14 protein-coding genes are annotated in these 13,640 nt (G+C 36.8%); 5 read left to right on the forward strand and 9 right to left on the reverse strand.

Features of this window, described 5'->3' with window-relative positions; genetic code table 11:
• Window positions 1-51: 51 nt before the first annotated feature.
• On the forward strand, window positions 52-900 hold the full coding sequence (locus ACFSTE_RS17265; protein WP_378254634.1) for an aminotransferase class IV: 849 nt from the start codon (window positions 52-54) through the stop codon (window positions 898-900).
• Here the strand turns inward: ACFSTE_RS17265 and ACFSTE_RS17270 are convergent.
• The 5 genes from ACFSTE_RS17270 to ACFSTE_RS17290 all read right to left on the reverse strand — a co-directional run bounded on the left by ACFSTE_RS17270 (window position 897) and on the right by ACFSTE_RS17290 (window position 5,446).
• Complete coding sequence (locus ACFSTE_RS17270; RefSeq protein ID WP_378254636.1) at window positions 897-1,457, reverse strand: YqgE/AlgH family protein; 561 nt, start codon at window positions 1,455-1,457, stop codon at window positions 897-899. The genes ACFSTE_RS17265 and ACFSTE_RS17270 overlap by 4 nt on opposite strands.
• A gap of 134 nt (window positions 1,458-1,591) precedes the next feature.
• Window positions 1,592-1,864 carry an HU family DNA-binding protein gene (locus ACFSTE_RS17275; RefSeq protein ID WP_176030415.1) on the reverse strand — a complete coding sequence of 91 codons (273 nt, stop codon included), beginning with the start codon at window positions 1,862-1,864 and terminating at the stop codon, window positions 1,592-1,594.
• A 185-nt stretch (window positions 1,865-2,049) separates the two neighbouring features.
• Window positions 2,050-2,997 (reverse strand): methionyl-tRNA formyltransferase, encoded by a 948-nt coding sequence (gene fmt, locus ACFSTE_RS17280; RefSeq protein ID WP_378254638.1) that lies wholly within the window; start codon window positions 2,995-2,997, stop codon window positions 2,050-2,052.
• Window positions 2,998-3,004: 7 nt separating this feature from the next.
• Window positions 3,005-4,897, reverse strand: a complete 1,893-nt coding sequence (locus ACFSTE_RS17285) for a RecQ family ATP-dependent DNA helicase (protein WP_176030413.1) — start codon at window positions 4,895-4,897, stop codon at window positions 3,005-3,007.
• Window positions 4,898-4,909: 12 nt separating this feature from the next.
• Complete coding sequence (locus ACFSTE_RS17290) at window positions 4,910-5,446, reverse strand: AAA family ATPase (RefSeq protein WP_176030412.1); 537 nt, start codon at window positions 5,444-5,446, stop codon at window positions 4,910-4,912.
• 133 nt (window positions 5,447-5,579) lie between these two features.
• On the opposite strand from ACFSTE_RS17290, the gene ACFSTE_RS17295 reads away from it, so the two are divergent.
• The 3 genes from ACFSTE_RS17295 to murA all read left to right on the forward strand — a co-directional run bounded on the left by ACFSTE_RS17295 (window position 5,580) and on the right by murA (window position 7,975).
• Entirely contained in the window at window positions 5,580-5,873 is a 294-nt protein-coding gene (locus tag ACFSTE_RS17295) for a DUF493 family protein (protein WP_176030411.1), read from the forward strand.
• Window positions 5,874-5,999: 126 nt separating this feature from the next.
• Window positions 6,000-6,638 (forward strand): DUF4290 domain-containing protein, encoded by a 639-nt coding sequence (locus ACFSTE_RS17300; protein WP_176030410.1) that lies wholly within the window; start codon window positions 6,000-6,002, stop codon window positions 6,636-6,638.
• Window positions 6,639-6,661: 23 nt separating this feature from the next.
• Complete coding sequence (gene murA / locus ACFSTE_RS17305; RefSeq protein WP_176030409.1) at window positions 6,662-7,975, forward strand: UDP-N-acetylglucosamine 1-carboxyvinyltransferase; 1,314 nt, start codon at window positions 6,662-6,664, stop codon at window positions 7,973-7,975.
• Between the two features lie 17 nt (window positions 7,976-7,992).
• Here murA and ACFSTE_RS17310 read toward each other — a convergent pair whose 3' ends face one another.
• Window positions 7,993-8,286: a hypothetical protein gene (locus tag ACFSTE_RS17310; protein ID WP_378254641.1), complete on the reverse strand. Its 294-nt coding sequence runs from the start codon at window positions 8,284-8,286 to the stop codon at window positions 7,993-7,995.
• A gap of 229 nt (window positions 8,287-8,515) precedes the next feature.
• Here ACFSTE_RS17310 and ACFSTE_RS17315 point away from each other — a divergent pair, with 229 nt between their 5' ends.
• On the forward strand, window positions 8,516-9,160 hold the full coding sequence (locus ACFSTE_RS17315) for a hypothetical protein (protein ID WP_378298307.1): 645 nt from the start codon (window positions 8,516-8,518) through the stop codon (window positions 9,158-9,160).
• 99 nt (window positions 9,161-9,259) lie between these two features.
• Here ACFSTE_RS17315 and hutG read toward each other — a convergent pair whose 3' ends face one another.
• From hutG to hutI, 3 genes are all read right to left on the reverse strand, one after another.
• Complete coding sequence (gene hutG / locus ACFSTE_RS17320; protein WP_176030405.1) at window positions 9,260-10,204, reverse strand: formimidoylglutamase; 945 nt, start codon at window positions 10,202-10,204, stop codon at window positions 9,260-9,262.
• Window positions 10,205-10,324: 120 nt separating this feature from the next.
• The gene (locus ACFSTE_RS17325; RefSeq protein ID WP_176030404.1) at window positions 10,325-12,325 is read right to left on the reverse strand and encodes a urocanate hydratase; all 2,001 of its coding nucleotides are present in this window, start codon (window positions 12,323-12,325) and stop codon (window positions 10,325-10,327) included.
• 62 nt (window positions 12,326-12,387) lie between these two features.
• A complete protein-coding gene (gene hutI, locus ACFSTE_RS17330) occupies window positions 12,388-13,638 on the reverse strand; it encodes an imidazolonepropionase (protein ID WP_378254645.1) in 1,251 nt (416 codons plus the stop codon).
• Window positions 13,639-13,640 lie beyond the last annotated feature (2 nt).

The following is a 13,640-nucleotide window of genomic DNA, read 5'->3' on the forward strand; positions in this document are numbered from 1 at the left end:
AAAATGTATATTTGCCCCCGATAATTATTAAACTAATTAAGGGGTTTTTTTATGATCAATATTAACGGAACATTATGGAATGATCATGAGGCATCATTAACGGTAGATAATCGCGGATATGCCTATGGAGATGCTGTTTTTGAAACCATACGTGTAAATGCAGGAAAAATTCTTTTTTGGGAGGATCATTACTTTAGGCTAATGGCTTCTATGAGAATTATGAGAATGCAAATCCCTATGAGTTTTACTCCTGAGTTTCTACAGGAAGAAATTACCAAGCTTATCACTGAGAATGAACACCATACGGCTGCTGCCCGCGTGAAGATTATTGTAAGCAGAAAAGCCGGAGGTTTATATACGCCCGCTTCTAATGAAATCGAATATGTGATGACGAGTGCTGCAGTGACCACTCCTTTTTATACAATTACCAATGAAGCATATGAGGTAGCTTTATTTAAAGATCATTATGTCATTGCAGATATCTTATCAACCCTGAAATCAAATAATAAAATTGTCAATGTATTAGGAGGAGTTTTTGCCCAGGAAAATGGTTTTGATAATTGTTTGTTACTGAATCATCATAAAATGGTGATCGAAGCTCTGAATGGGAATTTATTTGTAGTAAAAGGCAATGTTATCAAAACACCTCCGATTGCAGATGGTTGTTTAAAAGGAATACTGAGAACACAGTTGTTACGCATTCTGGAAAAATTACCGGAATATCAGCTGGAAGAAGCTTCTGTTTCTCCTTTTGAGTTACAGAAAGCAGATGAGTTGTTTATTACCAATGTGATTCAGGGAATCAGACCAATTACCAAGTTCAGGAAGAAAGAATTCGAAGTAAAGGTAAGTAAACGCTTGTTAGGAATTCTGAATACGAAAATACGATTGGGGAATTAATTAAAACTGGGATCTTCGGGAGAATTGGACCAAATAAGATATTCTCCGCCAAGTTCTACCATCTTTTCTTTCCAGAAGGTTTCATAGGATTTTCCTATAATATTCATTTTATAGTTGTTTTCTACAATAACCCAGGAATTTGCCTCTAATTCTTCACTTAACTGATGCGCATCCCATCCGGAATATCCCAGAAAAAACTGAATTTCATTAGGGGTTATTTTACCTTCAATAATAAGCTTAGAAACAATAGTAAAGTCTCCACCCCAGTAGATACCACAGGAAATCTCGACACTATTGGGAATCAAGTCAGGAATTTTATGTATAAAGTATAGGTTGTCCTGCTCTACAGGACCACCTTTGTATACAGTAAATTCTTTTTCTATTTCAGGAATCAGGTCTGATAAGAAATATCCCATGGGTTTATTCATAATAAAACCAATAGATCCCTGATTCCCATGATCCGCTAATAGCACCACAGACCTGTTAAAGGAAGCGTCTCCTAAAATGGAAGGTTCTGCGATTAATAAATGGCCTTTTTGTGGTTGGAGGGATATCATATGAGGTCAATGTTTATTCTAAACTAGTTAATTATTTCTAAAAATCAAAGAAGTTGTTATATTTTTTTGTATAGTTTTGAATAAAAAAAAGCCCCTTTGGAGGGGCTTTTTCTATAATATCATAAATTAACTGACTAGTTTACTGAATTTTGTAAATCTGCACCAGCTTTGAACTTCACAACGTTTTTAGCAGCTATCTTGATAGTTTTCCCAGTCTGAGGGTTTCTTCCTTCTCTTGCAGCTCTTTTAGAAACTGACCAAGATCCGAATCCAACTAAAGAAACACGATCACCTTTTTTTAGAGATCCTTCTACATTACCTAAGAAAGATTCTAAAGCTTTTTTAGCTGCTGCTTTAGTAATTCCAGCGTCAGCTGCCATTGCATCGATTAATTCTGTTTTGTTCATAATTCTATTTTTAAATTAATTGTTGGTTAAACCAATTTTTATTAAATGCTCTACAAATTTATACGGAATTCTCATTTGTGCAAGGATTACCCCAGTAAATACAAGGTTTTGTTGATAACTAGGATAGATTGTTAATAAACAATTAAGGTTTTTAGTAATTTCCTAATAAACTTGTAATATAGGCTTTATATCATTTTGGCATTTTCATCAAAATGATATCCATTTAATAATGCTTTTGATTCCATGGCTTTTTTTCCAGGAAGTTGTAAGATGTTGATAATTATATACCCTCCTGTGACGGCAACCTTGATTTTGTTATTGGCTACAATAATGATTCCATTGGTGTGTGTATGGTCTGCATATTCTTTGGTTACCTGACGTATCTTAACAGCTACTTCTGTTTCTTTATTAGATAATAAAGTCCAGGCAGAAGGGTAAGGACTGAGTCCTCTGATTAGATTGTAGATGACGTCTATTGGTTGCTCCCAGTTTATTCGGGTATTATCCCGATGTAGTTTATACGCTGTTTTTGGGTTTTCATTCATGGGTTGTGGGGTGGTAGTTACTGTACCTCTTTCTATAGCCTGAAGAGTTTTGATAACCAGTCCTGCTCCCTGTACCATTAATGTATCGTGTAAATCCCCTGCGGTATCAGTTTCCTGAATAGAGACTGCTTCTTGAAGGATAATATGACCAGTATCGATTTTCTCGTCTATAAAAAAGGTCGTATTTCCTGTGGTTGTTTCTCCATTGATGATCGCCCAGTTGATAGGAGCGGCACCTCTGTAATCGGGAAGCAAAGAAGCATGGAGATTAAAGGTTCCGTATGCCGGCATATCCCAAACTACTTTGGGGAGCATTCTGAAAGCGACAACGACAGCAAGGTTGGCATCTAGCTCACGAAGCTCCTGAATAAAGTGCTCGTCTTTTAGATTGGTAGGTTGTAATACCTTAAGCGATTGTGACTGGGCGTATTTCTTAACAGCAGATGCGTTGAGTTTTCTTCCTCTTCCTGCAGGTTTGTCAGGTGCGGTGATAACTCCCACAACCTCATACTGGTGAGCGATAATCGTTTTGAGTGTTTCCACTGCAAAATCAGGAGTTCCCATGAATAAAATACGTAATGTGTTCATAGATGCTTTATGCTAATTGATATTTGTTGTTAGAATTGATAATAAGTACCCCTTCTGAAACCAGTTCCTGAATACAATTCAGGATTTCCGAAGTTTCGATTCCTAATTGATCGGTCAGTTCCCGGGAAGAGCGTTCTTTTTCCTGAAGTAAAAATAGGATTTGTTCCTTAATTTCTTTCGTGTTTTTGGAAATTGTGTGTTTGGCTAGACAGTTGCTACATATACCACAGTGTTGGGAGTCGTCTTCTCCAAAGTAAGCTAATAGTTGCTGACTTCTGCAAATAGAATCATTCTGAATATATTGAATGATGGATTGTACTTTTTTAATTTTGGCAGCTGTTTGTTCGGAGATGTAGGAGCTGACTCTGTTGATGGTACGGTCATCTTCTCTGGGAACTAAAAAAATGATTTCGGCATCGGTCTCATTATAGCTAAAATGAATAAGCGCTGCTTTTTCCAAATGTTGCAAGGTGTGTACTACCTCTTGTTCTGTTTTATGGGTACGAGATGCAATATGCGAAATATTGATGGGTACTTCTCCTTCAAAAACACCGGTATAGGTTCTTAGAATTGCCTTGGTGATAAGTGCATGTTCAGCATTTGTGTGTAGGTAACTTAATAACTGATTCCCGGTAACAGTAATGTGGATTGCTGTTTTCTTGGAGTAGTGCTGCGTAAACCGAAGAATTCCACATCGATCCAGTGATTGCAGGGTATTAAAGACTAGTAGCGGGTTTAATTGATAGGTTTTGCAAAAGTTAGTATAATAGAAATTATGTTTTGTCTGTTCTCCTTCTCCATAGGAAACCTGAAAATAATTACAGAGTTTTCTGTATACATGTTTTACAAAGCTGATATCAGGCAATACATTGATAAATTGATCTTTGACCCGTGCGATGTCATGGTCACTTTTTAGCAAATATGCATATGCTTTTTTTTGATCTCTTCCAGCTCTTCCGGCTTCCTGAAAATAACTTTCGATACTTTCCGGAAGATGACAGTGAATAACGGTTCGGACATTGGCTTTGTCAATTCCCATTCCAAATGCATTGGTGGCAACCATTATCGGGATTTCTTCCTGCATCCATTGGGCAAAGCGTTTGTTTTTTTCGGCAGTTTCAATCCCTCCGTGATAATATGTACTTAGAAGCCCTGCCTGATTGAGGTGATCAGAAAATTCTTTTACAGCTTTTCTGTTTCTCAAATAAATAATAGAAGGACCTGGATGTTTCCGTAATATTTTTTCTACAGAATATTTCTTATCCAGTGAATTGTATACTAAATAAGACAGGTTTTCTCTAAAAAAGGATTTTTTAAAAACTTTGGGATCGAACAAATCCAGTTCTTTAATAATATCAGTACGTACAGAAGGAGTTGCGGATGCAGTCAGTGCTATAATTGGAGTGGTAGGGTGTAATATTCTGAGAAGCTTAATTTTTAAGTAAGCAGGTCTGAAATCATGTCCCCATTGAGAGATACAATGTGCCTCGTCAATCGCAATCAGGTTGACATTCATGAGTTTGATACGTTCCTGGACAATATCTTGCTGTAATCTCTCCGGAGAAAGGTATAGGAATTTATAATTCCCATAGATGCAATTGTCCAGTGCGGTGTCCAGTTCCTCGTATTTTATCCCACTGGGAAGTGCCAGGGCTTTAATGCCTTTTTTACGCAACTGAGCTACCTGATCCTGCATTAAAGCAATCAGTGGTGAAATGACAATACAGATTCCCTCTTTTTGCATAGCAGGTACCTGAAAGCAAATAGATTTTCCTCCCCCTGTAGGCATGAGCGCAAATGTGTCATTCCCTTCTAAAACAGCTGTAATAATAGCTTCTTGTAACGGTCTGAAACGGTCGTATTCCCAAAACTCTTGCAATATTTTTAAGGAAGTACTCATCGTTTTCAGGAATTACATAGACTTGTTTAAAATAAAATCACATCGTTCTTCGACAGTCCCTGTAGGAACTTCTATACAATCGTAGGATAAAGAATTGTAGGTTTCTAATAAGTGTTCGTGAATTTCGATTGCCTGATCAAAATTTTCATATCGCTCATTATCTGTGATGTGAATTTCTTTCCATGGAGGTAATAGAAAAATCATATCGTATTTATATAAGTCGCAAGCTTCTATAAACTTTTTAGGGTTTGACTGGTTGATATAATTCATGTAGGCGATGACATCCGGAATTCCCCGATCCATAAAAATGCAGGAAGTTTCTTTTTGTGCAGCGTCCAGGAATTGATCAATTCTGCCTTCGAGTAGTTTTTGACTAAAAAGCGTAGGATCCTCCAGGAATAATTGCTCAATATTTTGCTTTTGAGCTTCCAGGGTAATAGCTCTGGAGATCTCATGATAGCAGGTCTTACCTTTGGTTTCCAGATGATTAATAATAGTAGTCTTACCGGTAGATGGACCTCCGGTTATTACAATTTTCTTCGTAATCAAGGGTTTCAATTTGTGCAAATTTCGCAATTTAAAAGTGATTTTAAAAATATTCCCTTATTCATTATACCAATTAGTATATTTTGTATTCTGTAAATACGTTAAGAACACGTATATTTGACAAAAAAAAGAGTGCATGAGCAATACCCCGAACAGCGAGGAGTTTTACAAAAAATTAAAGGCACAGCTAGAAGATACTTCTGAGTGGCCCAGTGTATATCTATATAAGTTTATCGTTCCTACTACAACTGATAAGATCAAGCAAGTAGAGCATATTTTTGATAATATGGGGGCTATTATCTCTACTAAAAAGTCAAAGAACGGAAAGTATACAAGTGTATCAATCCAGGTAAAGCTGAAAGATGCAGATCACGTTATATCAAAATACAAAGAAGTGACTTCAAAAGTAGAGGGGGTTATTTCACTTTAATCTGCTAAGTGACATTAACTTCAGAAATCTTAATCAATACTTGTTTTATTTTAGTATTTTGCAATTCGAATAGAAATTATTCCTGTACACCTCTTAGGCAGGAATGTCTCACATATAAATAATTAAATGATTAACAGCAATTTAGAGTATAATACTCAAAGAGAAAAACTGATCATACCGGAATATGGGCGTCATTTGCAGAAAATGGTAAATCATGCCTTGTCTATTAAGGATAGAGAAGAGAGAAATAAAGTAGCGAAGTCTATTATTGATGTGATGGGAAATTTGCAACCTCATTTAAGAGATGTTCCTGATTTTCAGCACAAATTATGGGATCAGTTATTTATTATGAGTAATTTCCAGTTGGATGTGGATACACCATTTCCTGTACTGACGAAAGAAAAATTAGAAGAACGTCCAGAACCTTTGGAGTATCCTCAGAATTTCCCGAAATATAGATTCTATGGTAATAATATCAAGAGAATGATTGATGTTGCCTGTAGTTGGGAAGAAGGAAAGCTAAAAGAATCGTTGGTGTATACGATTGCCAATCATATGAAAAAGTGCTATTTGAGCTGGAATAAAGATGTAGTGGATGATGAAACTATTTTTTCTCACTTATTCGAACTTAGTGATGCAAAACTGAACCTGATGGGTAAAAATGAGGTATTGAGTGATGCAAATGATCTGCTAAAAGGGAAAAAGAAATTTAATAACAACAAGAAGAACTACAAGAATAACAATAATCGTAAAAAGCGTTATTAACCTAACCAAGTCTAACCAAATTTATGAGTACTTTTCAGATAGAAGGAGGGTATCAGCTCAAAGGAGATATTACTCCTCAAGGAGCTAAAAATGAAGCCCTACAAATACTTTGTGCCGTTTTACTAACCCCCGAAAAAGTTACGATATCTAATATCCCCGACATTCGTGATGTCAATAAACTGATAGAGATATTGCGTAATCTCGGAGTGAAAATTCAAAAACTGGGAAAAGGATCGTATTCTTTTAAAAGTGATGATCTGAACCTTTCTTATTTGGAGAGTGAACAGTTTAAGAAAGAGGGAAGCGGTTTGAGAGGTTCTATTATGATTGTAGGACCACTGTTAGGTAGATTTGGAAAAGGATATATTCCTCGACCGGGAGGAGATAAGATTGGAAGACGAAGGTTGGATACCCATTTTGAAGGGTTTATAAAACTGGGAGCTACTTTTCGATATAATAAAGAAGAACGCTTCTATGGAGTAGAAGCACCTGATGGTTTAACAGGGACATACATGTTACTGGATGAAGCTTCTGTAACAGGAACAGCAAATATTGTGATGGCCGCAGCATTGGCCAAAGGAACAACTACGATCTATAATGCTGCCTGTGAACCTTATCTACAGCAGTTGTGCAAAATGCTCAATGCTATGGGGGCTAATATTAAAGGTATCGGGTCTAATTTACTTACTATTGAAGGAGTAACTTCACTTAATGGATGCGAACATAGGGTGTTGCCAGATATGATCGAAATTGGATCGTGGATTGGGTTGGCAGCGATGACAAAAAGTGAAATTACAATTAAAAATGTAAGTTGGAAAGATTTGGGGATTATCCCTAATACATTTAGAAAGTTAGGGATTACCCTGGAGAAGAAAGGAGATGATATTTATATTCCCTCTCATAAAGATGGGTATGAAATAGAGAGTTTTATCGATGGTTCATTTATGACGATTTCGGATGCTCCTTGGCCGGGATTCACTCCGGATTTGTTAAGTATTATTTTAGTGGTGGCTACACAGGCTAGAGGAGAGGTGATGGTACATCAAAAGATGTTTGAAAGCCGACTTTTCTTCGTAGATAAATTAATTGACATGGGCGCAAAAATTATTTTATGCGATCCACATAGAGCGACAATTATAGGACATGACTTTAAATCTCAGTTAAAAGCAACTACCATGGTTTCTCCTGATATCAGAGCAGGAATCTCACTTTTGATTGCAGCATTAAGTGCCAAAGGAACTTCTACTATTCATAACATAGAACAAATAGATAGGGGGTATGAGAATATAGATGAACGTCTGCGGGCTATTGGAGCTAAGATAATCAGAGTAGATTGATTATTTTTCTATAATATTTAAAAAAAGACTGCCTGAAAAATGATTTTAGGCAGTCTTTTTTTGTTATAATTTTCTTCGTTTATAATTTTTAATTTTAGAAAACTTATTTTGATTGTTAAATGATAGATATTCCATCCTGATTTACTACACTCATCTTTTTTTTTAAAATTATGTACCATAGCAATAAGTGCTATTTCGGTTTCTGCTTTCTGTAAGTAGTGTCTGCTGTAGTTTGTGCTAGGGTATAATTGATAATAAACAGGTTTGTAGGTTATAGTTTGGTTTGAGTTGCTCATTATGCGTGTAATCATCTTCCATGCGTATAAAAGTGACGTCTGAAGCAGTTTTATTCATACTACCGCGATCTTTGTCTCAATAAATTTATAAAACGAATGCTGTTTTATATTCTAATAATTGCTGTTGTGTAGAGATTATAAAGCTTTATACAAACAGAAAACTTCTTCATACAAATAAGAGAAATAGAATAAGTGTTTAATAATAATTTTGATTCGAATATTAATATTAAAACCATTTAAATTAATGAAAACACAAAAATTTATTTATGCAATTATGGCTGTTACTCTTTTCTTTGTAACCTCATGTTCTAAAGATTCAATAGTTGATCACAATTCAGAGGTAAATGAGGCTAACTCAGAAACTGCGTTTTTGGAAAACCTAGAATCAGAATCGTCTTCCAAAAGCGGTATTGTTTTTCCAGATTCACATCAAGATTCTCTAGATTCAAACCAAGAATTTATTGATTTTCTGGAAGGGGATTGGAAGGTTATACGAACTACAGATGAAGATTCACAGGATCGAATCAATGCTATTTTACATTTAAGAAATCAGAGTGGTGATAACATTATAAATGGGGAATTAGAAGAATGTAATGGTCAAGAAGGTAATCCAATGTTTTTTGCTTTTAAAACACGTAGTTTAAAAAAAATAGCTTCTGGAGTTAGAGGAGTGTTTGATGGTGTAGAAAATAGTTTTTTTGAAAATAGTGTCTTTCTCGGCTGTGGACTTCGCTCATCACCTATAGGTAAAGTATTAGGGTATTCTCATGATCGATTTGGTGTTTATACAAAAGAGAAAAACAAAGAGGTTGCTATAAGTATAAAAAACAGTTTATTGGTAATAGGTGATTTTTCAAAAAACGAAGTTATTGTATTTAAAAAAATGTAGTTATATGATGAACACATTTTTTTAGAATTACAATCAAGAAAAAAGAGGCTGTCTGAAATCACTTTTCAGATAGCCTCTTTTATGGTGTTAAGGTTTTTGTTACAGTGTTTCTATAATGTTATATATCAGTCGGGCAGCCAGACGTGCTGTACTGTTATCAATGTCATAGGTAGGGTTTAATTCTACCAGGTCCACACTGATTAGTTTTTTTGAATCACATATGCACTTAATGGTTTCTGAAGCTATAGCAACTCCAAACCCAAAAGGAGAAGGGGCGCTTACTCCGGGTGCAATGGCAGAAGAAAAACCATCCAAGTCAATGGTTAGATACACGTAATCCACCTCGTTGATAAAGTCATTGATCGTTTGTAGCACATGAGCCTTATTCTCCAGAGTGTATTCAGTATTTTCTAGGTGTTGAACGTTTAATGCTTTTGCAGTTTCGAAAAGTTCCCGGTTATTGGAGGCTTTTTGAATACCAAGACATAGATAGTGAATATTACCATTTTCCTTGGCAATTTGATAAAAGGGAGTTCCGGAGTTAGGTTTGTCGGTAACGGTTCTCAAATCAAAATGGGCATCCAGATTAATGACTCCGATTTTTTTATTAGTAGAGCATTTCTTAATTCCATTATAATGTGCGTATGCCAGATCGTGACCTCCTCCCAGTACGATTGGAAAAGATTTATTTTCTATCAGGTAACTGATAATATCAGAAGCACTTCTTTGTGATCTTTCTAAATCATTATTCTGGCAGATAATATTTCCGACATCAAATATTTGGGTGTCCTTTTTAAAGTGATTCGATAAAGGAGCTAACATTTTCCTGATAGCATTAGGACCGGCAACTGCACCAACCCTTCCTTTGTTTCTGGCAACGCCTTCATCACATTCATATCCCAATATACTGATTACTTTTTCATCAGTCTTAGGAAGTGTCTCTTCGCTTAGATCAAAACATTTTATTTTTTCATGGAAGTACAAAGTTGATTCAGAGGTTCTTCCATTCCAAATAGTTTGATCAGGTTGCCTGTAGTTTTTCATCGATAGGGTCTTATGTGTGAAAAGTATGCTGAACATGTTCAGCATACTTTTTATTAGTAATTATATGTGATTTATCTAGGGCAAGATAGAATCTATTCTTCAATAAATAAAGTCATTTGGCTAAAATAAATCATTTAACAGCTTGTCTTCTACAATGATTGGCAAGGTTACTTTGAGTTCTGGAGTTCTTTCCATTTCTCTTTTGATAGCGAAGAGCGCTTCTTCATTTCTGGCCCAACTTCTTCTGGAAATTCCATTGTTTACATCGTAGAACAGCATATTCTTTAATTTTCGGGATGCCTCAGGGCTTCCGTCTAATAGAAGTCCGAAGCCACCATTGACTACTTCTCCCCATCCAACACCACCACCATTGTGAATCGATACCCAGGTAGCTCCTCTAAAACTATCACCAATGACATTGTGGATTGCCATATCAGCAGTGTATTTACTACCGTCATAGATATTACTGGTTTCTCTATATGGAGAATCCGTTCCGCTGACATCGTGATGATCTCTTCCAAGTACAACCGGAGCAGCTAACACTCCTGAAGCGATTGCCTTGTTAAATGCTTCTGCTATCTTGGCTCTTCCTTCTGCATCAGCATATAATATTCTGGCTTGCGATCCTACTACTAGTTTATTGGTTTTTGCTTCTTGTATCCATGTGATGTTGTCCTGCATTTGCTGTTGAATTTCCTCAGGAGCATTTGCTTTGATTTCAGACATAATATCAATAGCAATTTGATCGGTTTTATCTAAATCTTCTGGTTTTCCGGAAGTACATACCCATCTAAACGGACCAAATCCATAATCAAAACACATAGGACCTAATATGTCCTGTACATAGGACGGATACTTGAAATCAATTCCGTTATCAGCCATCACATCGGCTCCAGCTCTGGAAGCTTCTAATAAGAATGCATTTCCATAATCAAAGAAATAGGTTCCTCTTGCAGTGTGTTTGTTAACAGCAGCAGCATGTCTTCTAAGAGAGTCTTCTACTTTTTCTTTGAATATTTCCGGCTGATTGGTAATTAGTTCGTTTGCTTCTTCAAAACTTACTCCCGCTGGGTAGTACCCTCCAGACCACGGGTTGTGAAGTGATGTTTGGTCTGATCCCAGGTGAATATATATGTTTTCGTCATAAAAACGCTCCCATATATCTACTACGTTTCCTTTATACGCAATGGAGACAACTTCTTCTTTATCAATGGCAATTTTTACTCTGTTTACCAGTTCGTCAATGGTATCAACAAGTTCATCTACCCATCCTTGTTCATGTCTTTTAATAGCTGCATTAGGGTTTACTTCGGCACAAATGGTAATACATCCGGCGATGTTTCCTGCTTTGGGTTGTGCTCCGCTCATTCCTCCTAAACCAGCTGTTAAGAATATTTTACCAGCAGGAGTTTCAGATGGTTTTAGGGTTTTTCTGAATGCATTCATCACAGTGATGGTTGTTCCATGCACAATTCCCTGTGGTCCGATATACATATAGCTTCCGGCAGTCATCTGTCCGTACTGCGTTACTCCTAGGGCATTGTATTTCTCCCAGTCATCCGGTTTGGAATAGTTAGGAATCATCATTCCATTAGTAACAATAACTCTGGGGGCATCTTTGGATGAAGGGAATAATCCCATTGGGTGACCAGAATACATATGCAGGGTCTGCTCATCTGTCATTGTTGCCAGATACTGCATGGTTAATAGGTATTGTGCCCAATTCTGAAATACTGCTCCATTTCCTCCGTAAGTAATTAGTTCGTATGGATGTTGTGCTACTGCATGATCTAAGTTGTTTTGAATCATTAACATGATTCCTGCCGCCTGAGAACTTATTGCCGGATAGTCTGTTATTGGTCTGGCGTATAAATCGTACTCAGGCATAAAACGATACATGTAGATCCTTCCGTATTCGTTCAGCTCTTCTTTGAATTCCTGAGCTAATTCCTGATGCCAGTCTTTTGGGAAGTAGCGCAGGGCATTTCTGATAGCAAGTTTCTTTTCTTCTTCCGTTAGAATTTGCTTTCGTTTAGGTGCTCTATTTACAGTAACATCTAATTCTTTTTTCTGAGGTAATTCAGAAGGAATTCCTTGTAATATTTGTTCTTTAAATGTCATTTTCTTCTGTTGTATTGTTTTATAACCGCTTTTTTTTGAAAGCTTTTATAGGGATTGATTGCTTACTTTTTTGTTAAGATTTGCGCTCCGTTTTTCCAAACCATATCAGGTGTTAGTTTCCCTTGATGGTAGCATATTTCGTTGTAGTTATCTGTAGGGAATAGGCAAAAATCGGCTAAGAATCCTTCCTGTAGCCTTCCTCTGTCAGATACATTTAATGCGGCAGCAGCTCTAAAGGTAATTCCAGCTAATACTTCTGTATTAGATAGTTTTTGAAAGGTTCCTAATATTGTTGCCTGAGTTAATAAATCACCCATTGGAGCAGATCCAGGGTTCCAGTCACTTGCGATGGCTAGTGCTCCACCGGCATCGAGGATAGCACGGGCAGGTGTAAAAGCACATCCTAAACCTATAGAAGCTCCTGGTAGTGCAACAGCGATTACCTCGCTATTTGCTAAATGTTTGATTTCTTCTTCGGTACTTGCTTCCAGGTGATCTGCGCTAATCGCATTAAAATCAATAGCTACTTTACTTCCTCCCGGTGTAAACTGATCTGCATGCACTGTAATATCAAACCCCATTTCTCTGGCAATACTAAAATATTCGTGGATATGATCTGCAGAAAAGGCGCTTTGTTCTATAAAAGCATCTATTCTGTTTGCTAGTCCTTCTTCTCTAAGAATTGGGAATAGAGTAGTACTGATCTCTTGTAAATATTCGGTATGTGTTCCTTCGTAGTCTTTGGGAAGCATATGTGCAGCCAGACAAGTTCCAATCAGATCTATAGTTGTTTTGGAAGCTGCGTTTTTGATAGCACGCAACATTTTTAATTCTTCCTCAATAGAAAGTCCGTATCCGCTTTTGACTTCGGCAGTAGTTACTCCTGTTTGTATCAGACGTTGAGTTCTGTGGATAATACCTTGTTCTAGTTCCTGAGGGCTTGATTTTCGTGTTTGGGTAACAGTATCCCAAATACCACCTCCTGCTTTTGCGATCTCCAAATACGATTTCCCTGCATTACGCATAGCATAGTCATTAGCTCTGGATCCTCCAAAACAGATGTGTGTATGTGCGTCTATAAAACCGGGAAGACATACATAAGAACCTTCGATGGGAATGATTTCTGCATTCACCTCAGCGGCGACCTCTTTTATTGCTTCATGAGGACCAACACTGTGAATGTAATTGTCCTGTATTAAAATACCTGCATTATGGATGATGTCTAATTCTTCATCTTTTAGAGCGCCTTTTACAGGTAGTTTCTGCATGCTGATTAACTGAGAAATCGGACCTATATATGTGTATGATGCCATTT

This window comes from Aquimarina hainanensis (genome assembly GCF_042684685.1).
Lineage (GTDB): Bacteria > Bacteroidota > Bacteroidia > Flavobacteriales > Flavobacteriaceae > Aquimarina > Aquimarina hainanensis.